At 40.3% G+C, this 22,132-nt stretch carries 13 protein-coding genes and 1 tRNA gene; 3 read left to right on the forward strand and 11 right to left on the reverse strand.

Annotation, left to right across the window (positions count from 1 at the left end; translation table 11 throughout):
• Nucleotides 1–8 precede the first annotated feature (8 nt).
• From E0409_RS00570 to hemE, 5 genes are all read right to left on the reverse strand, one after another.
• Nucleotides 9–1,418, reverse strand: coding sequence for a diguanylate cyclase (locus tag E0409_RS00570; RefSeq protein WP_131286550.1), 1,410 nt, complete (start codon nt 1,416–1,418; stop codon nt 9–11).
• 139 nt (nt 1,419–1,557) lie between these two features.
• Nucleotides 1,558–3,444, reverse strand: a complete 1,887-nt coding sequence (locus tag E0409_RS00575; protein WP_131286552.1) for an Lnb N-terminal periplasmic domain-containing protein — start codon at nt 3,442–3,444, stop codon at nt 1,558–1,560.
• Nucleotides 3,445–3,515: 71 nt separating this feature from the next.
• Nucleotides 3,516–3,986 carry a DUF3015 family protein gene (locus E0409_RS00580; RefSeq protein WP_131286554.1) on the reverse strand — a complete coding sequence of 157 codons (471 nt, stop codon included), beginning with the start codon at nt 3,984–3,986 and terminating at the stop codon, nt 3,516–3,518.
• A 147-nt stretch (nt 3,987–4,133) separates the two neighbouring features.
• Nucleotides 4,134–4,934 carry a DUF817 family protein gene (locus tag E0409_RS00585; RefSeq protein ID WP_171458767.1) on the reverse strand — a complete coding sequence of 267 codons (801 nt, stop codon included), beginning with the start codon at nt 4,932–4,934 and terminating at the stop codon, nt 4,134–4,136.
• Between the two features lie 39 nt (nt 4,935–4,973).
• Nucleotides 4,974–6,044 (reverse strand): uroporphyrinogen decarboxylase, encoded by a 1,071-nt coding sequence (gene hemE, locus E0409_RS00590; RefSeq protein ID WP_131286558.1) that lies wholly within the window; start codon nt 6,042–6,044, stop codon nt 4,974–4,976.
• A 203-nt stretch (nt 6,045–6,247) separates the two neighbouring features.
• Here hemE and E0409_RS00595 point away from each other — a divergent pair, with 203 nt between their 5' ends.
• The 3 genes from E0409_RS00595 (at nt 6,248) to E0409_RS00605 (ending at nt 9,730) form a co-directional block, all read left to right on the forward strand.
• Complete coding sequence (locus E0409_RS00595; protein ID WP_131286560.1) at nt 6,248–7,483, forward strand: L,D-transpeptidase family protein; 1,236 nt, start codon at nt 6,248–6,250, stop codon at nt 7,481–7,483.
• 232 nt (nt 7,484–7,715) lie between these two features.
• Nucleotides 7,716–8,414: a pirin family protein gene (locus tag E0409_RS00600; protein WP_131286562.1), complete on the forward strand. Its 699-nt coding sequence runs from the start codon at nt 7,716–7,718 to the stop codon at nt 8,412–8,414.
• Between the two features lie 344 nt (nt 8,415–8,758).
• Nucleotides 8,759–9,730, forward strand: coding sequence for a methyltransferase (locus tag E0409_RS00605; protein ID WP_131286564.1), 972 nt, complete (start codon nt 8,759–8,761; stop codon nt 9,728–9,730).
• Between the two features lie 182 nt (nt 9,731–9,912).
• On the opposite strand, the gene E0409_RS00610 is transcribed toward E0409_RS00605, so the two are convergent.
• The 6 genes from E0409_RS00610 to lldD form a co-directional block, all read right to left on the reverse strand.
• Complete coding sequence (locus E0409_RS00610) at nt 9,913–11,598, reverse strand: ShlB/FhaC/HecB family hemolysin secretion/activation protein (protein ID WP_131286566.1); 1,686 nt, start codon at nt 11,596–11,598, stop codon at nt 9,913–9,915.
• A 3-nt stretch (nt 11,599–11,601) separates the two neighbouring features.
• Nucleotides 11,602–16,149 (reverse strand): YDG domain-containing protein, encoded by a 4,548-nt coding sequence (locus E0409_RS00615; protein WP_131286568.1) that lies wholly within the window; start codon nt 16,147–16,149, stop codon nt 11,602–11,604.
• Between the two features lie 290 nt (nt 16,150–16,439).
• Nucleotides 16,440–16,529: transfer RNA gene (locus E0409_RS00620), tRNA-Ser, on the reverse strand.
• A 97-nt stretch (nt 16,530–16,626) separates the two neighbouring features.
• Nucleotides 16,627–18,660: an NADPH-dependent 2,4-dienoyl-CoA reductase gene (locus E0409_RS00625; RefSeq protein WP_131286570.1), complete on the reverse strand. Its 2,034-nt coding sequence runs from the start codon at nt 18,658–18,660 to the stop codon at nt 16,627–16,629.
• Between the two features lie 170 nt (nt 18,661–18,830).
• Complete coding sequence (dld, locus tag E0409_RS00630; RefSeq protein ID WP_131286572.1) at nt 18,831–20,528, reverse strand: D-lactate dehydrogenase; 1,698 nt, start codon at nt 20,526–20,528, stop codon at nt 18,831–18,833.
• Nucleotides 20,529–20,977: 449 nt separating this feature from the next.
• The gene (gene lldD / locus E0409_RS00635) at nt 20,978–22,132 is read right to left on the reverse strand and encodes an FMN-dependent L-lactate dehydrogenase LldD (protein ID WP_131286574.1); all 1,155 of its coding nucleotides are present in this window, start codon (nt 22,130–22,132) and stop codon (nt 20,978–20,980) included.

Raw genomic sequence — 22,132 nt, forward strand, 5'->3', positions numbered from 1 at the left:
TGTTTTTGTTAGAGTTGTACAGACTCTGGGGTGTTAGCAACAGCAACCTGCAACTCGTTTTGAGCCAGATAGACACGATTTCGACCGCTATTTTTGGCTGCATACAGTGCTGTATCTGCCGTATCCAGGAATTTTTGATAATCTGGATGACCATCGTAAAGTGCACATCCGATACTGACTGTAAAATTAAAACTACTTCCCATGGTGGTGCGAATAGTGGTTTCCTGAATGCACCTACGAATATTTTCTGCAATTTCTTGCGCTCTGCCTAAATCACTATCCACCAACAGCAATAAAAACTCTTCCCCACCCACACGGAAGGCATAATCACTGCCCTGAACTGATTCCAGCAACACTTCACCAATAAACTGTAAAGCCAAGTCACCAGCTGCATGTCCAAATTTATCATTAATTCTTTTAAAGAAGTCTGCATCAATCGCGAGCAATGACAATGGAGTATTGTTTTTACGGGAAAAATTAATTTCACGCGAAACAATGGTATTTAAATAACGGCGATTGAGCAGTTGAGTGAGGGAATCGCTGCCCGAGTCGATATAGTCAGCCACCTGAAAAAGCTGATCGACCAGATGCTGAATCTCTCTATTATTTTCACGAATATCCTGAATCAACTGAATGGCTTTATCTTTTTCGATCGCATTTAAAACCTGCTGACTCAGCAGATCAATCTGGTAAATACGATCAATAATGACCGAAACCTGCTCAGAACCAGTAAATGCATAAGCGGCTTTATGGATAAACCATAAGCCAAATTCAGATTTTGACAGCAACGGATGAGTAAATTTAAGCTCATCTGAGAACACCTTAAACATCAGCTCATTTTCCCAGTTTAATAATGAGCTGCGTTGCTTGTCTTTTTGTGAAGCTACATCTTGCATGGCAGAAAATAAACGATAGGTATGTTTTATATCATTATTCTTTTCCAGGTTGAATTCATAAGACCGACACATGATTTCAGTTGAAAAGCCCATGATTTGGACAATGTAACTGCAAACAGTGAACATATCCTGTTGTGGATTTTGAGCCACCAGTTCAAATACTTTGCGTTCAATCTCACATATGCCGCGCATGATTAACCACGATGGAATGCCCACACGTGCATGCACGTGACCCACCTTGTGCTGTTTTTGCACAGCTTCGCTATAGCGTTTATTGATGCCGACACTAAAGCTCTCAAGCAGCCAAGCATTCAGTGTGTTGAGCAAGCGTTGTTGAATCAAATCATCTGAAAAAAATTCCGCAGACTCTTTCTCGACCAGCATTTTTTTATAAAATTCTTCAACCAAAATCAGCGAGTGATCTTGTATAAATTGAAAGGCATGCAGTAAATCATCGGATGAATAATTTTGACATATATGTTCCCATTGCTCAGCCAGCATGGCCATACATTCATTATTCATACAATTGATTCCAAGCGCTTTTTAAAAGGGAGATAATTACCTTATTAATATAACAAATAATGATAAAAATTACTTTGTGAACGCATAATTTTTTTATATAAATAATGAGGAAAAACCTGCATTTATTAGAAATTTTACTCTAAAAAAATCGCACATATCCCGCACTGGTTTTCATCCAGTCTTTGCTGTCTTGTTGTTGATATTGCCAATTGAAACGAATAGCATTCTGAGGATTCAATACATATTGCAGTTGAGTATTTAACCGCAATTGCCATTGCTGAGAGTCTTGCCAATACGGCAACTCTACTTGAATTAAAGAATTAATTTTATCTGACCAAATGTTCTGACAGCCTAAGGTAGGTCCCATTCCGAAACGCCAGCCATGATCCAATGCCTTGCCGGCTTGAATATGATTTTGAATTTGCGCATAACATAAATGTTCACGCGCTTGATCGGCATAGCTATAGCCCATTTGCACTTTTAAATTGGCTACGCCATGTTGCTTATATTCACTAAATTGCCCACCCTGCTCTAATGCTTCTTGCTGCCATCCCAAATTAAAACCCCAACTCAGTGGTGTTTTAAACGGCGTAATCGGGTTATAGGAATTCACCGAAAGAAAGTCGAAATGATTCAGCTTTAACTCATCTTCACGATATTGAATTGAACCCTCCCAAAACAATAACTGGGTACCCGTTCGGAAGCCCCCTTGCGGATCAATCAGGTCGTGATAAGCCTGACGGTGTCCCAACTCGATAAATTTCTCACCCTGCACTTCGCCCATATTGACCGAAAAATAACGCGCATCATGCGCTTGCGTTGGGTCAACTTTCGGTCGTACAGGTTCTTGGCGCTGTTTTTCCAAATCAATTTGACTGCGCAAACTCAATAATTGACGTAAGCGTGGCTGTGCAAAACTCGGTTCAACTTTATGTCCAATAAACTGAAGATATAAGTCGTCATAGGCCATTTCTAAAATTTTGGCGCGATCTCGTCCCTGATACTGTTCTAAAATCGTCGGCATGTCTTTTATTTCAACAAAAGCGAGCTGATGTGCCACCTTGGCTAAAGTTTTACCATGCTGTCTTACTTGTGATAATAACTGGGTTTCCAAGGCAGGACGATAGACTGTATCTTTGACCAAGCCTTGCTGCTCAATGGCTTTAATTGTTTCAACAGGAATTGATGCCACTTTAAATTGTTGTTTTAAATTAAGCGTTGGACGAACCAGATCAATCAAACCCAATAAACGATAAGCACAGTTATCACTGACGAAATAATAGGGAAAAGTCACATGTTTCATTTCCCAAATATGTTCGACTAAAAATCGGGTTTCGTCGGGACTTAAGTTGAGTTCATATTCCCACAAATCACGGCTCTCCAAGTCACCATATTCTTTCACCTTACGGTAATACGGCATTAAGGAATATTCACCGGGGTATTGCCCTGTTAAGCCATTCCAGGCAAAAGACCAACCTTCACCACTCGTCACTGTTGCTGCATAATTAACCGCATACGAAACTAAATTGAGTTGCTTTTGATCTTTCGGATCTAAGCGCAATAAGGTATGCCCAAACATCGAACTTGGATTACCCATAAAGTCGGTCGCGTAAATCAGCGTCGCTTTATAGGGTTTAATTTGTCCAATCCAATCATCCAGTTCTGGACAAGTCACTGTAGGTAATTGCTGTTCTTGAATATGCAATTGCTGCATCAACCAATGACTACGTGCAGGAAAGCGACAACGAACCGACTGATTCGGTTCTGCAGATTGGAATAGCGCTTGGATATTGGCGTGTAACTCTTGCTTTAAATCTTTCTTCCCATCATTTGATAAGAAATAGCCTGAATAATTGACTTCACTTTGAGCTTTTTCATTGGCATACATTAACCTTTGCCAAGTGATGTCTTGGTCCAGTTTTTGCTGTTCCGCATCTTCTATATAAGGTTGAGCAGTTTGGGAACTAGTTGCTGAATAGGCAACAGGTGAGGACATTAAAACAAAAACTAACGCAATCGGTTTCATTCAAATCTTTTATTTATCATTTATTCAATCAGAAAAACCCTGTCAAAATGACAGGGTTTTGTGCTCAACCATTATACGTATGCTTTAAGCACTTCATCTTTAGCCATAACTGCTTGTAAAGATGCAAGAACTTGTAAAGAGTCTTGATTTTCTGCTGAATAAATTTCAGAGAAGTTTTGTTTAGATACCGCAAAGAAACGGGCTTTATCTTGAGATTTAATGTTTAGAAGTTCAGCAAGGACATTTAAGCTTTCACCCTGACCTACCGCCATGTCACGCGCTAAGGATTCAGCATTTTCATTGGTAAACGTCACAGCCTGTGCAGTCACTGTACCTGTACCACTACAACCTAGCGTACCAAAAGTAATACCGAATAACTGGTTCGCAAAAAGACCATTGGTGGTTGCAGCAAGAATTTTAGGCACCTTACCCGATTGACCTGCCCAGACTTGAGAACCGATACCACAACCGGCATCTCTATCCGCAAATGCTGCTGTAGAACCGAGTGCTACAACTGCAGCTAAAGCTAATTTTTTCAACATGGTTATTCTCCAGAATTTATTATCCGAGTGTTTGTAATTATTCCCAATTGTGTAAGTTTTATTACACCTCTGTAAGATAACGGCATCTTTCTGATAACGCAAAACAATTTACACTAAAGATATCGACCACCAACCAAGCAATTGAAATTATTTATTTTTTAGCTTCCAAATACCTTGTTCACTACGATTTCCCAGTATATTCAACACCAAAACCAGGCTCAAAAGCAGTAATAAATACCAAGAACCCAACTTGCCCCACCCCACCATATGCCAGGCATTAACCTGACTCGGATAGAGCCAAATTTTATAAAAAGTACTGATATTTTCCGCAATCCAAATGATGAACGCTAGAATCATGAGTACGGGTAACATGGGGAGTTGTATCTGATGTTGCTGTAGCTGAAAGCGAATTTTGGTTTTCCAGAAAATAATGACGCTCCATGCAAAGAGCAAATAGCGAATATCTGGAACAAAAAATTTGCTCATAAAATTAATATAAGAAAGTACTGCCAAAGCCATCATGTTAAGAAAATTGGGGAGCTTCTCAAACGACACCTGATACAGCCTTAATGAGCGAGCAAAAAAACTGCCTACTGCTGAATACATAAATCCAGCGAATAATGGCACGGTCAAAATTTTGAAGATTGCAGGCTGTGGATACTGCCATGAAGCGATTTGCGGATGAGTCAGAAAAATTTCCATGACTATCGCCATAATATGAAACAAGGCAATGACTTTAGCTTCTGGCCATGATTCCAGTTTTAAATACAGCAAGCAAACTTGAATAATTAAGGCATAAAACAATAAGTAGTCATAACGAAAAAAACCGTAAAACTCCTGGCTTCCCATGGATGCGGTAAATACAAAAGCAATCAGGAGTAAAATTCCAAATAAGGCAGCCGAAGCTGCCTTAAATGAGAACTCAAAACATGATTTAAAAAGACTGATCAAGGTTGAATCCTAAAAAATGAGTTTACTCACACGCACTTAAAGATATTTGGCGCTATATTCATGCACGGTATCAATAAATACTTTAGGATTCGCAGGATCGACCCATTGGGTAATACCATGACCCAAGTTGGCGATATAACCGGTTTTTTCACCACCCGCATAAGCATCGTCAAGCATGGCTTTGGTTGCTTTTTCAATAGATGCTGGTGTGCCATATAAAGTGGCTGGATCCAAATTACCTTGCAACGCGGCACGACCATTGACTGTTTGACGTGCCACATTCAATGGTGTGGTCCAATCCAGACCTAAGGCATCTGCACCCGTTGCCAGCATCGGTTCGATCCACTGACCGCCACCTTTGGTAAATAAAATCACCGGCACTTGACGACCTTCATTTTCACGTTTTAAACCTGCAACAATTTTCTGCATGTAGTTCAATGAAAATTCGATATATTCACGGTGTCCAAGTGCTCCACCCCAACTGTCAAAAATCTGTATCGCTTGTGCACCGGCATCAATTTGCGCATTTAAATAATCAATCACGGCGATAGCCAATCGATCAAGCAAGGCATGTAATACTTCGGGTTGGGCATACATCATATTTTTGGTGTAACGGAAATCCTTACTTGATCCGCCTTCAACCATATAGGTTGCAAGCGTCCAGGGACTGCCCGAAAAACCAATCAAGGGAACTTGCCCACCCAAGGCTGAACGAATGGTGGTTACAGCATTCATCACATAATCTAAATCAGATTTGGCATTGAAGTTGGGTAAATTCGCTACATCTTGTTCAGTACGAATGGTTTTATGGAACTTCGGACCTTCACCCGCTTCAAAATACAGCCCCAGCCCCAAAGCATCCGGCACGGTTAAAATATCTGAAAACAGAATGGCTGCATCCAGGTCATAACGACGCAAAGGTTGCAAAGTGACTTCACATGCAAAATCATTATTTTTGCACAAGGAAAGGAAATCACCCGCTTTGGCACGTGTTTCGCGATATTCAGGCAAATAACGCCCGGCTTGACGCATCATCCAAACTGGTGTGGTATCTACTGGCTCACGCAATAAGGCACGTAGAAAACGATCGTTTTTTAGAGTCGTCATTTACTTTCCCATCTCATTTTTAATCTTCGAACCATCATAACAAAAAGCCCGAAAATTTAGTAACTTCTCTCGCATCTAAAAAGCAATCACGGGAAATGTAAAATAATTTTTACACAAAACAAATACTGCATCTCCTCATTTTTTCTGCAATACTTGTGTAGTTTTATCAAATTGTTAATGAATAATTTTTAAGGTTGAATTACATGTTCGTTCGCACATTGCTCGCTATGAGTTTAAGTTGCATTTTGGCGGGTACAGCGTTTGCCGCATCTACTGCTGAACAGCCTTTAAATCCCCAAAAGATTGCTGATACTGCAGTTCAAGATCCGATTGATCCACTTGCAACAGAGCCAGCATCAAGCGCTCAAAGCACTGAAACCCATATTACACAACAAGAACAGCGAGACTTGAATAAGGCGTCGAAAACCTTAGAAGATCTTAAAGAAACTGAAGATGATACTGCTGCAATCGGTGTTGCACCAACAACAAAAACACCAACAACCACAACCAGTTCTAGTGCTGCTACAGCCAAAGCATCATGGACCTTGGATGGCCTGAATAATGCCGAATGGTATGAAAATATTGGGAAAGGTCAGTTTCCTGTTTATGCTCGTGCCCATGTCATGTTAAATAATGCTCATGCTTCACCAGGCGCGATTGATGGTTCAAGTGGTAAAAATACCCTGAAAGCGATTGCGTCATTCCAGCAAATCAATGGCATTAAACCGACAGGTATTTTAACCCAAGAAACTTGGGAGGCTTTAATTGCTAAACAAGGTTCTAAACCTGCATTTATTGAATACACCATTACCGATGCTGACCTGAAAGGTCCTTATGCTGCATCTATTCCACACGATTATGCCTTGCAAGCCAAAATGAAAGGCTTGTATTACACTCGTGTGACCGAAATGCTGGGTGAAAAGTTCCATATGGATGAAGACTTTTTGAAAAAGTTAAATCCTAAAGTAACTTTCAAAAAAGCCGGTGAGAAAATCATTGTTGCCAATATCCGTAACGAAGTACCGGAAGATATTCATCTGATCGTTGCGCATAAAGGTGCAAAACAGCTGTACTTATTTAACAGCCGTAACCAAATGATTGGATCATTCCCTGCAACCATTGGTAGCTCGGACACGCCTTCTCCAACCGGGACTTACAAAGTGACTGGCGTAGCACCAAATCCTTGGTATAGCTATTCACCAAGTAACTTTCTGCAAGGGAACAACACTAAACCACTTTCTTTACCACCTGGTCCAAATGCTCCGGTCGGCAACATCTGGATTGGTTTAAGTAAAAAATCATTTGGTATTCACGGTACACCCAACCCATCTGCCATTTCTAAAACTGCCTCACATGGTTGTATCCGTTTAACCAACTGGGATGCCAACGACTTGGGTAAAAAAGTGAAATCTGGCGTAACCGTCAAATTCCTAGAATAATCAAAATATTGATGATTAAAGAGCCTGCATTTATGTGGGCTTTTTTTTACAAAAAATAAAATGCCATTTATTTTAAAATTACTCATAATGTGATCTATTTTACATTTTATGAATATTGACAATAAAAAATCACCGTCGCATAAATAGAATGATATGTTGCTTTTATACTATTTTCATCACTTTTATAGCACGGTATTATCATTCTAATTCCAAATAATAAGGAGCATCAAAGATGAATGCTTTTTTACATCATGCTGAAAATCGAGGTCATGTTCAAGCCGGCTGGTTAGACACCAAACATAGCTTTTCTTTTGGTAGCTGGTATAACCCTAAATATATGGGCGTCAGTGTACTTCGCGTCATCAATGATGACACCATCGCTGCACATAATGGTTTTGGTACACATCCCCATGAAAATATGGAAATCTTAACCTGTGTACTGGATGGCACTATTTCGCATAAAGATAGCATGGGTAATGAACGGCATATTAGTGCAGGTGAATGGCAACTCATGAGCGCAGGTACAGGGGTTCAACATAGTGAAATGAACAATGGTGATATCCCTGTTCATATGTTGCAAATTTGGATTCACCCTGATGTGCAAGATGCAGAACCCACTTATCAACAAATTCAGTGTAATCCGCATGACCAACCGAATCAGTGGCATTTAATTGCTGGACCAAATGACAATGCGCCTATGCATATCCGCCAACAAGCTGAAGTAAAAACTGCGGTCTTGGAAAAAGACCACCTGCTTCCTGTTGAAGCCACCCAGCAAGTCAATTATGTACATGTCATTTCAGGGGAAATTCAGATTGAAGATCAAATTGTGAAAGCTGGCGATGCGCTACTTTTTACAGAAAATAATGAAATTAAAGCCTTGGAAGACAGTCAATTTATCTGGTTTGATTTACCGAAGGTTAAAAAGTAATACTGTGTATTGACAAATCTCGACTTGAGATGATTATTGCAAAATAGTCATCTCAACGTAGCTTCAGAAAGTGAATATCAAAAAATAAAATCAACAGTTTATTCGCTCTAATTATCATTATATTTTTTTGCATCTATATATAAAAAATACAAATTAAACCAATAAGCAGCATATCTTTACTTAAAAAAACCGCCTTTTAGAGGAATATCCTCTTATCTATTTTTAAATCACGAGATCTAAGCTTGCTTTAATTAATAAAGGCCGGTCGGTCATTGCTTTGCAAATGCTTAAATCAGGTCAAAAGACTTTAAATTTATTTTTAATAATCAGAAGAGAAAATCCATATGAATCAGATTTTAGATGCTCAAACAAGCCAACAACAGGCTTTGCTTTTTTTATTGGATTTTTTAAAACAACGAGACTATCGTTTTACGGTAATAACTCCGCTTTCTCATCAACGGATTCTGAACCGAAACAACAACACAAAAAACAAAGCTATTACTCTCCGCGATATATTCGGCTGGAATTTAGCCTTTGCAGAAAAGGATCTCGAACCTGAACTTTTTGCAATTTTAAAAGAAAATCAACTTATTCATTTCCAAGATGGTCAGTGGTTCAGTCATGTACGCGTAGCCTCCCTAGATGATGAATTGTTTATTCATTCCAGTTTCCCCACCATTCAACATGACGCGGTTTTTTTTGGACCCGATACTTATCGCTTTGTTTATCATTTAAAACAATATCTGGCAGGTAAATCTCAGTTATTCAAGCGGGGTTTAGAATTGTGCTGCGGCACTTCAGCTGCCGCGATTAGCATTGCCAAACATTATCCAAACTTTAATGAAATGATGGTGGCTGATCTTAATCCGAAAGCCTTGTTGTATAGTCAAATCAATGCAAGTTTTACAGGTTTAGACAATATCTTTCCAGTCTACAGCAATTTATTTGCAAATATTGAAGGAAAGTTTGACCTTATTTTTGCCAATCCACCTTATTTGATAGATCAAGATCAACGGCAATATCGTCACGGTGGTAATGAGCTGGATGGCAATGAATTGTCATTCACTATTGTAAAAGAAGGTATGCAACGTCTTAATCCTCAGGGATGTTTATTTTTATATACGGGTGTAGCTATTCGTCCAGACGGTAATCCTTTTTTAGAACAACTTGAAAAGTTGATAGAGTCTAAATCATACGTAAATTGGTCTTACGAAGAAATTGACCCCGATGTTTTTGGCGAAGAATTGGATCAGCCTGCTTATCAGCATATTGAACGGATTGCTTTGGTTTTGGTGAAGTTGGAAATGATGCGTTAATAATTATTGGGATGAAGACTCAGTAAACATTGAACTTAATTTTAACTTCTATACCCAATTTAGGCAGAACTGTTTATTGAAAATAAAAACATAAAGCTCATAAGGAAGCCGAAGCTTCCCATGAACTAATGATATTTTTATCTATATCATGATAGTTTAATTCTGATTAAAACCATGTTTAATCAAAAATTCTTGCGAATGCTTAACCAGTATTGATGATCATCACGATTGTCTAACTGATCTGGCGTATTGCCAATTGGGAATGCAACTTCGGCATTTGCTTGGACATTCCATACATTAAACCAGTTCAAACCTAAACCGGCACTGCTCAGTTGTACAGTATTGGAACCAGTTAATCCTGTCCATTTTTCCGCATTCAGCGTCACTTCTGCAGTATCGATAAACACTTTTACGCCAATTTGATGCTGGGCATTGGTAAACAGCTTTTGTCTTAATTCTGCTGTCGCATAATATCCCGTTGACCCGGCAAACTGGCTCGATTCATAACCACGTACATTGAATGGACCGCCACCCAGATATTGTTCAGCACTGTCCAGATTGTAAGGACTATATTGACCATAAATACCCAAATAGCCTTGAGTCCCTTTTGTACCAAGATTCTGCAAACGTGACAGGTTCAGGCTTGCAGTATAATATTCACCAGCCGTCTGGGCAGTTTGTGCATCTAAAGCAGCAGCATCAGCATTTTTAAAGTTCACCCGACCATAAGTGAACGACGTTCCATACTGGGTTAGTCCGCCTCCAAACAGTTGATCGTATTGTGAACCGTCTAGGCGTAGAGTGACATTATCCAGATCACGATGCTTTTGGTATTGATTCAGTTTAATATCATCTTCAAGCTGTTTATGGTCATACTGGAGGGTGAGTAAAACTTCAGCCGTATTGGTCAACAATGCAGGCTGGCTGATAAACACGCTGGTTTGAGCCGCATTACCTTCTGCCCCAATGGTTTTAAGTTCTTTACCCAGCTCATAATCAAGATATGAATAACCAACCCCTGCCCGAGTTCCCATCCCTGTAAAAGTAAAGGCATAGCCGACTCGACCATAATTCATACGCTCACCTGCAGTCATCAAATCCAGACTCAGTTCATCACCTAATCCGGCAAGGTTGTATGCAGAAACGCCTGCAGTACCACGGACATGACTGGTATATTTGTTGCCAAAGTTATCTGCACCTAAATAACCACTCAACATCGGCGCATTTTGCAGTTCGATATTCAGCTGGCTACTTCCTACTGCTTCACCCGGGGTAAGAACATTTCGTGTAGTTACACCATCTAAGCGATTAAGCAACTTAAGCTGTTGTTGCATTTCATTGCTGTTGATATGCTCCCCTTGTTTAAGAGGTGCAACCGTTTGTTCAACCAACCAGTTTTGAGTACGGCTTTGATTGTTGATCACGGTTTTATCGTAATAGGCTTCAAGGATATTAATGCGTACCACACCTTGATTTAAGTTCTGTTGAGGTAGATAGGCACGACTATATTCATAACCATGTTGTTGGTAGTATTGAGTGATTTTTTGTATCACCGCCCAAAGCTGATTAAGATTCAGCTCCTTACCTTCTGCATCAGCGACCAGTCGATGCAGTTGTTCAGAACTAAAACGGCTATTTCCCGAAATTTCGATTTTTTGTACAGGAATTTGTACCTGGGTTCCACTTGGTTCCGTAACAGCAGATGAACTTTCAACATCAACCGCAGGCTGAGGGGCAAGAGGCTGACCCTGTTGCTGCTGTTGTAACAGTTGCCCTGCATTCGGTGCAGGAGCGGCCTGACTGCTTGTTGACCATAACGTTAAACATGTACCCATTGATAATGCTAATAAATTCAGTTGTAGTTTCATCAATTAGTACTCCCCTGTTAATGCCTGAATGCCAGAGGTATTGACCCCACCTTGGCGTACATCTAAATCTACTGTATTTAATGCATTATTGGTTTCGGGTAAGTAGCGTGGAAGTCTCAATTGGATTGCCTGTAAATAATTAGCTGGTGTTAACATATTGATATCTGCTGTGGTCAATGCTGTTGTATCAACAAGATTATAGTTTTGCGCATCTGCACCACCTAAGCTTAGGCCTGTAATCGACACAGTTTTCGCTTGCCCTGTTGTTGCAGTGTCAAACTGTCCGGTTGCTGTTGCTACGCTTAAATCATCCCCTGCATACATGCCATTAAATTGAGCATCGTTGCTATTTAAGCTGGCAGCTGTCAAGCCGTTATAAGCACGGTTATCGGCCGTAATTCCGGTGATGTTGTTGATATTAGCTTTACTGATGTCTGCCGTGGTTTGTGCCGTGCTGTTAACCAATTCATAGTTATGTGCATCTGCACCATTTAAGCTTAAACTTGTAGCTGTTACGGTTTTACCATTGGCCACGTTTTTATCGCTAAAGTTCGCTGTACCGCTGACAGTTAAATCATCACTCCCCAAACGGTTATCGCCATAAGTAACAACGGCTGATGTGCCTGCATCATAGACCTTGTTCTGTGCTGTAATCGTGGCAGTTAAAGTCGCAGGCGTGATATTTGCTATATTGGTTGCTGTAGTCGAAGCTAATAGATAGTTCCCTGCATCCGCACCGCCCAAACTCAAGCCTGAAATATTGACGGTTTTGTCAGTGCCTGCATTTTTATCGCTAAAACTTCCTGTGGAGCTGGCAACAGTTAAGTTATCTCCAGCAATCATACCTGCAAAGTCTGCTGAACCAATATTTAAAGTTGCATCTGTTGTGCCATCATAGGTCTTGTTATTTGCAGTAATGCCAGTAATTGCATTAATTACTGCTTTATTGATTATTAAATTTATAGTATTACCAATTAAATCATAACCTTGCTGTCCAGAATAATAGCTTAAATTATAAGTACCAACATTTTTTGAATTGCTTAATGAACTATAAATCTTACTTGAATCAAGTCCAGTAAATATAGAAGTATTCAAACCTTGCACTTGACCATTATAAGTCGAAATCTGGTCTGCAGGATTAATTGTTGTCTGGGTTAAAAAACTTCTTAACAACGGCGCTGTTTGTCCATCATAAATACGCCAGATTTTGCCAGTACCCCCTATTCCGTCTATATCCCAACCTGCATTTGTAAATGTACTCAAATTTTGCATTTGTGCTGTGGTTAAACCTGTACCACCAACATTTGTATTTGAAGTGCCAACGGTCTCAATATTATAAAAACTATTAATTACTTGGCTTGAGCCCTGCCCCACTAAGCCACCACGGGATCCACCTCCAGTGACTAGACCTGTAGCATAAGAATTTATAATCTTACTCATGCTAGTACGCGCCCAGCCCACTAAACCACCATTAAATGCTCCACTATTATTTGAACCGTTAACCCTCGAATTACTATAGGAATTTTCAATAGTACCTTGCCCATCATTTACACCTACTAGACCGCCAATGTCTCCACTTTTTGCTGTAACGTTACCTGAACTAAATGTATTTCTTATAAGTCCTGTGTTACTTCCAATTACTCCACCAACACCACTTCCGCTTGTATTGGCAGTTCCAGTCACATTTCCAATGGCATAACTATTAACTATAGAACTCTTATTGTAGCCAGCTAATGCGCCTACATATAGTTGCCCTTCGATTTTAGCTTCCAACAACCCAATATTTTTCACATCACCATTATTACTCCCAATAAGTCCAACATAGTCAGTTAATGGTCTATTAATTTTTAAGTTGTTAATACTATGTTCTAATCCATCAAATACACCTGTAAAAGCAGTTAAACCATTACCTAGTGGATTAAACCCAGCCCCACTATTCCAATTGACTGTATCCGAAGCATCAATATTATTTCCAAGTAAATATTTTCCACTCAGGTTTTTATTCATGTCCTGTAATTGGTTTACATTTAAAATAACGGTATATAAAGCAGGTTTGTTCGTTGAGGTTATTACACCTGTTGGTAGATCATTTTTATTATAAACTTGCTGATTACCTGCTATATTTTTTAGATATGGTGTTGTCTGATTATCACCATTCCCCCACACTGCACCAAAATCAAAACCTGTTAAATTGGATTGATTAAACATTTGTGCAGTAGTTAGACCTGTAACACCAGCAGATGTCCCACTACCCATCCCATTATTTAAACCAGTAGTTTCCGTATTCCAAAAACTATTACTAATTGTGCCGGCATTGTAAGCCACTAAGCCACCATTTGCTCCAGTAGTTCCCAATGTCGTAACTTTACCAGTCGCATACGCATTGCTCAGATTCCCTGAACCCATATGACCAATTAATCCAGCTGTATGCAAATTTCCACTTGCCAAATTAGTAACATTTCCTGTGGCATAAACATTCCTAATTTGCGCATTAGATGTTTCTCCAATTAAACCTCCTGTATCATTATTTCGTTTATTTTCAACATTTGCTGCAGAATATGCGTTTTCAACAATTCCTGAATTGACTTGTCCAATTAAACCACCAACTGCATAATTTTCTCCGGTTACTGAACCTGTCGTAAATGTATTGTTAATATTTGAATTATTACTTGTACCAATTAGTCCACCGACAGAGGAATATCCATTTATATTTAAACTCTGTAGCCCCACATTGTTAATATTTGCACCGTTGGTATATCCAAACAAACCTACATAACTAGTTGTGGGTCTGTTGATGGTAAGATTATTAATTTGATGATTTAAACCCTCAAACACACCTGTAAAATAATTATATTTATAAGTACCTGTAGAACTATCATAATAATATGAACTATTTCCAATCGGATTAAACCCTGCTCCACTGTTCCAACTCGCTGTAGCAGATGCATCTATATCTGTACCCAAAACATAATTTCCAGCTAAATTACCATTAATTCCCTGTAAATCTGTTTTTGTCACTGAACCTGCCACACCTAAACTGGTAATGACTTTATATTCTTTAACCGCTTCTGTACCTTTCTGGGTACTGAAGTTATCTCCTGCTTTTAAATTAACTTTCGCACCATTGTTTAAATAATAATTGGCATTGGTGTTACTTGTCGTTTGGCCATATTTCAGATTTAACTTACCCGTTGCTCCAGTAGCAGTAATGTCAGCATTGATATTAATATCGTTATCTGCTTTTAAAGTCAGTGCCTGATTTGTGGACCAATTAATTGCAGAGTTTACATGAATATCACCCTTAGCTGCACCTGTATCATTTGCCCCCCAGAGATTGGTTGCACTATTAGCAGTTGTTACAGTGACATCACCACTATTCAATGCAGTCTGTATAGCTGTAGCTTTGGCAGTATCAATAGTGATATCAACGGGGTCAATCAGCCATAGACCGGACTTTGCTGTATCAGATGCAGTTGAAACCTGTGTATTTGCATCAATTTCCACATGGGCTGCCGAGGTTTCAATAAAACCGCCATCTACACCATTTTTACCTTCGGCTTTTAACGTCCCGCTAACATGAGTTTCGCCAGTCTGCATATCACCCAGTAAAATAATTTCGCCTTTGGCATTCTGGCTGACACGATTGGCTTCAAGTAATCCTGTGTGATTCACCACAGCTTTACTGAGTTGATCTTTAGCTTTGGCAGTTAAGTAAATCGCACCATTTTCGGCGATAATTGCGCCACCATTGTCGACTAAACCTTTCAGTACCCCTTCATTCACTTGATACTGTGTCAGTGAACCATTCTGTAAAGCTAAAGTTACTTGGCTTGCAGAAGTTAAATGCGTCGTTCCGTTAGGTGTGACGATGCTTCCTGTATTTTTTACATTTGGTGCGATCAGCGCGACAGTTCCACCTTTTAAAGTTTGGATTGAACCTTGATTTTCAATTGTTGCCGTGCTGTTTGGATCACCTTTTAAAGTGAATTTACCATTTTCAATATCTGCATCAGTTAAATTAAGGGTAGACGCAACTAAACCACCGACATTCACCTGTGCAGTTTTGGAAAAAACCACACCATTGGGATTAAGTAAGAACACCTGACCATTGGCATTTAAACGTCCCATTATTTGCGATGCGTTACTATCCAGCACATGATTAATCGCTGTTGAGGACTGGTTCGGTTGGTTGAAATTAACCGTGGCATTCTGACCAATATTAAAGGTATTCCAGTTGGTGCTCAGGTTTTGACTGTTTTGATTGATATTTAAGGTATTGCCTGCTTGTAAAATCTGAGCAGAACCTGAATTAATTTGTGCGCCTGTCGGGAGTTCATTATTTACAATTGCTGCATGAATGGAGAGTGGCAATAAAGAAAAACTAAACAACAAGACTGAACCAAACAGCTTCCCTAAACCACTCTTCGAGGAATCATTTTCAGCTGAAGTAACAGAAGTTTGCGAGCTACTGTTATGATTTTTTGCCAGTTCGGAAACTGCCTGCCAACACCCCAGTTGCGTGTTCCAAATCACCCTATAAATTTTATTCATGACAACCCCAAGAAAAACATACGAAAAAATGATGAAATATTAATCATTAAATCAATTTGTTTTAGAGATTCATATCACTAAAAATGGTGATTTTAAGAACTTTATCCAACTATTTAACATGAAAAATTATTAATAAGATGGGTTATCTATATAGAGGTATTACAGAAATGATCAAATTTTAGCTGAGGAAATAAATTTTATTTTTACCCTTAATTAATCTCATGCTTATTATTTTATTTATTAAAAAATCAATATAAAAAAGCCCTTGTTTTCACAGGGGCTTTTGAATTTGGCGGAAGCGGTGAGATTCGAACTCACGGAGGACTCACACCCTCGTCGGTTTTCAAGACCGGTGCATTAAACCGCTCTGCCACGCTTCCATGTGCGCCATAATACGGATCTTTTTAAATACTGACAAGTAAAAATTACAACTAAACCATTCAAATGAATATTGTTTCACCAAATCAACTTAAAAAATCATAATTTGGCTGCTAATTCAGCACCTTCACGGATAGCACGCTTGGCATCCAGCTCTGCTGCTAGTTTTGCACCCCCAATAATATGGTAGTTTGCCAAGGTAAATTCATCTTCCTTTGGCATAATGTCTTTGACTGACTCCTGTCCTGCACACACGACTACAGTATCAACCCGTAAAAGTTGATCGTGACCATTGGTTTCAATCCATAAACCCTCATTGGTAATGGATTTATATCGCACACCACGTAGCATTTTTACGGCATGCTTTTTCAATTGGGCACGATGTACCCAACCAGTGGTCTTGCCCAATCCAATCCCCAACGGCGTGGTTTTACGTTGTAACAAATAGATCTCACGCACAGGTTGATCCACCTCGGCAGCTTGCAAACCACCTTCAGAGATATAATTCGGATTTGGGTCAATACCCCACTCCCTTTGCCAGTCTGCCAAGGGTTGCGGTTGAGGCTGATGTTCAGGTCTCAACAAAAATTCAGAAACATCAAATCCAATACCACCTGCACCAATGACAGCAACTTTATGACCTACAGATGCCCCACGCAATACTTCTGCATAAGACAAAACTTGTGGTGCATCACTGCCTTCAATTTTTAAACTGCGAGGTACAACCCCTGTTGCAACAATGACTTCATCAAAACCTTCACGTTCCAGTTGTTCACGATTCACTTTGGTATTTAATCGAAGCTCTACGCCTGTTTTTTCAATCTGGACTTTAAAATAACGGATGGTTTCGTGAAATTCCTCTTTACCTGGAACGACTTTAGCTAAATTGAATTGCCCACCGACCTCAGTTGCTGCTTCAAATAAAGTGACCTTATGACCACGACTGGCAGCCACGGTTGCAGCCGACATCCCTGCCACACCACCACCCACCACAGCAATTTTTTTAGGCGCCTTAGTTTTCAAGTAAACCAGTTCAGTTTCATAAGCAGCCCGCGGATTGACCAAACAAGTCGCACGTTTGTTTTTAAAAGTATGATCTAAACAGGCTTGATTACAGGCAATACAGGTATTAATTTCATCGACACGATTAGTCGCAGTTTTACTGACCCAAAAGGCATCGGCCAAAAGTGGTCGTGCCATTTGTACCATATCTGCTTTTCCAGCCGCTAAAATAGCTTCGGCGGTTTCCGGCATATTAATACGGTTAGAGGCAATCACAGGAATTGCCACATGTTTTTTCACTTCTGCGGTGTAGTCTGCAAATGCAGCTCGCGGTACCGAAGTGACAATGGTCGGAATACGCGCTTCATGCCAGCCTATACCGGTATTGAGCAAGGTAACTCCTGCTTCTTCCAATGCTTTTGCAACGGTAATGACTTCACCCATGGTATTGCCGTCATACACCAGATCCAGCATGGACAAACGGAAACAGATAATAAAATTTTCACCCACTTTTTCACGAATGGCTTTAACAATGTCTATTGCAAAACGCATGCGGTTTTCAATGTCACCACCCCAACGGTCATTACGGTGATTGACATGACGGCTTAAAAACTGATTCAGCAAATAACCTTCAGAGCCCATGATTTCTACGCCATCATAGCCAGCTTTTTTAGCAATACTGGCAGTATGTGCATAATCCTCGATGGTCTCTAAAATCTGCTTTTCACTCATTTGACGTGGTTTAAAAGGTGAAATAGGCGATTTGATTGGACTTGCAGAAACCACAAACGGTTGGTAGCCATAACGACCAGAATGCAAAATTTGCATCAAAATTTTTGCACCATGTTTATGCACAGCATGGGTCACTAAACGATGCGGCGCGACATCAGCCAAATTGCTCATGGTACCGCCAGCCGGCAGTAACCAGCCCTGACGGTTCGGCGAAATTCCCCCAGTGATAATCAGACCCACGCCACCTTTTGCACGTTCCCCAAAATATGCCGCAAGTTTTGGATAGTTATAAAAACGATCTTCCAGACCTGTATGCATCGAACCCATCACGACACGGTTTTTAATGGTCGTAAAGCCTAAATGTAGCGGTTTTAAAATATTTGCATAGCTTGTTGTCATGATGAATCCTTAATTTATTGGCTTTGCAACTTGTTGCATCCTACTTTACCTATTTTTAGCATTTTGTTTATGACATCTTTTCAACATTGTCTGACGAAACAGTCAATTCAGCAAAAAAAAAGTGCCGTTTAAAAACTGCACCTTTTAAAAAATTATTTTGATCTTAGCCATCAATGCCAATGTTTTAATTTAGAGGTATGACCAATGCCGACATTAAAACTATTGGTCGGATCCAGCTTTTGATAATGATGTTTTAAAGCCGGTTTGGCCACATATAAATGTCCAACATTATGCTCTGCCGGATATTCCGCGCCACGCTCATCTAATAAATGCCACATTTGATGTTCCATTGCGATTGGGTCTACCCCTTTTTTCACAATATAATCCTGATGGAACACATGACATAAGAAATGACCGTAATATAGTTTATGAATAATCAAATCATCCATTTGCTTGGGCAAATTTTCTACCCATTCACGGTCATTACGGCGTAAAGCAATGTCTAGCGCGACAATATCTTCCACTTCTGAGCGATGCGTGTCGCGATAACGGATGGCTGCACCCGCTACCGCAAAACGGTGCAGAAAGGCTTTACGGCCTTCATCTTCATCACAGAGAAAATAATTTCCAGTGGTGTTAGATGAAAAATATTGCTGTAAAAATTGCTCAACTTGTTCCACATCCTGATTTTCGATACGCAACACCAGATGATGTTCATACAAATCACGAAATTCATTCATTCGTTTTGGCAAATGCGAAGGTAAAAATTTGGTCACAAGTTGCAGAATTTTATCTGACAATCCTTTCATGCCTACTTTTTCCAAGTAGCCATCCACTTTATCTTTCATGGCAAAAGCAGCCGGCACTCTGGCAGTCCCGAATTTCTCGATAAACATGAAGGTATCTTTACCGTATTCCTCGCCAATATCGTAAGCCACCCGGTGAATATATTCGCCCGCAATCGGCAAACGAGGCAAATCCGTTAACAAGAAACGACGAATTGCGGTTAAATCCTGCTGGGTATTGGTGCCGACATAAAACACCTGACTCGGAATTTTTTCAAAGGTGTCTAAACGTACCGCAAAGACACAGACTTTTCCTGCCGAACCGGATGCTTCATATAAGCGTGATGGATCGGCATTAAATCGTGCCGGGGTATTTTCATCAACCTGCGTCACATCATGTGCATAACGATGGTCCGAGGCACAGCAATGTTGATCATTTTCAATATCAGCCAATTGGTATTGCTGATTTTCCAAGTTGGATAAAATTTCTTCAGGTGTTGAACCTAAATTGATTCCCAAATGATTGACCAGTTCGAGCTGTCCTGAATCATTCACTCGTGCATAGAGTGCCAGTTCCGTATAAGCAGGACCACGACGAACCAAGGCACCACCCGAGTTATTGCAGACTCCACCTAAAACTGATGCGCCAATACAGGATGAGCCAATCACGGAATGCGGTTCACGATTAAACGGTGCCAGCTGCTTTTCTAATTTATCTAATGTTGCTCCAGGCAGACAAACCACTTGTTTGGCATCATTAATCACTTGAATGCCGACTAAACGCCGGGTGTTGATCAGAATCACGGGACGATCATAATCATCGCCAAAAGGTGTTGAACCTCCAGTGAGTCCAGTATTGGCTGCCTGCATAATCACAATACAGTCTGCATCCATCGCAGCCTGCAAGACTTGCCACTGTTCCAGCAATGATCCCGGTACCACCACGGCTAGAACGTTACCTGATCCATAACGACGACCTTGTCGGTATAATCGTGTGTCATTGTCATCTATTAATACATGTTGCTTGCCGACAATATTGATGAGCTTTTGAATGGTTTGCGGTGCAGCTGATTGCGTGAACATATTTCCAATCCTTTTCTAAAGTCCTTTTGAGCTACTCACCGCTCTTTTTAATACGCTTTAAAAATAACGTCATAACTAATATTTGATACGCGAAAACGTCATCCGTTGCTATTTGAGGCAGACTGAAATATGAGCCTGAATGTTTCTGCGAGAGATTCATTCGTTTTGTTATTTGACGAGTTCAACGGATGACAAATGCCTTTGGTTACTTTGGGCGAAACCAAAGTAACAGCTGAGCTCCAAGTATTTTCTTTTTCACGATAAGACTCCGCCTAAACTCGTCTTGTTTGGATTTCTTATGGATATGATGAACAGATACCTGGAAAAAAATTAAAAAAAGCTAAGCCATTTTTCTGGAGTTTATGAATTTATAGATTCTCAAAATCTCACCTAACCCCTCTTTAATAAAAAGGGGGAATTGCTTTTCAAAAAAGCGTTGGGGTAGATCATCACTCAGCCAACTCTCTATCCAGCTTCACCAAACAATCTGAAGTAATATCTGCAATTGTTTTTGCACCTGTTAGCGTCATGGCTACACGCATTTCTTTATCAATCAGATCAAGCAGATTTGAAACACCGGCACCACCTGCTGCACCTAGCGCATAAACAAATGCACGTCCCAACATGCAGGTATCCGCGCCCATCGCCAGCATACGCACCACATCTAAACCGTTACGGATACCGGAATCGGCCAGGATTTTAATATCACCTTTAACTGCATCCGCAATCGGAGGTAAAGCACGGGCACTGGATAAAACCCCATCCAGCTGACGACCACCGTGATTCGATACCACGATACCATCGGCACCAAAACGTACTGCATCTTTGGCATCTTCAGGATCTAAAATGCCTTTGATGACCATCGGTCCATCCCAGAACTCACGAATCCACTCCAAGTCTTTCCACGAAATAGACGGATCAAAATTATTGCCCAACCAGCCAATATAATCTTCAAGCCCCGTCGGTTTACCCAAGTATTTTGAAATATTACCCAGGTCATGTGGACGACCCTGCAAACCGACATCCCAAGCCCATTGCGGATGTAAGCACGATTGCATATAACGACGCATTGCAGCATTTGGACCACTCATGCCTGAATGGGCATCACGGTAACGCGCACCGGGTACTGGCATATCCACGGTAAAAACCAGGGTTGAACAACCTGCAGCTTTGGCACGCTCCAAGGCATTTTTCATAAAGCCACGGTCACGTAACACATACAGCTGGAACCACATTGGACGCTGGATGGCAGGTGCTACTTCTTCAATCGGACAGACTGAAACAGTCGATAAGGTAAAAGGAATGCCTTTTTGATCTGCTGCTACTGCGGCTTGGACTTCACCACGGCGTGCATACATCCCGGTCAATCCTACTGGCGATAAAGCCACAGGCATCGACAAGGTTTCATTGAATAATTTGGTTTCTAAGCTTAGTTTCGACATGTCGTTTAAAACACGCTGACGTAAAGCAATTTTTGATAAATCTTCTATATTACGTTTTAAGGTATATTCCGCATATGCTCCACCATCAATGTAGTGAAACAAGAATGGCGGTAAACGACGTTTCGCAGCTTCGCGATAGTCATTTGCAGAAGAAATAATCAT

This window comes from Acinetobacter sp. ANC 4862 (genome assembly GCF_004336635.1).
GTDB lineage: Bacteria > Pseudomonadota > Gammaproteobacteria > Pseudomonadales > Moraxellaceae > Acinetobacter.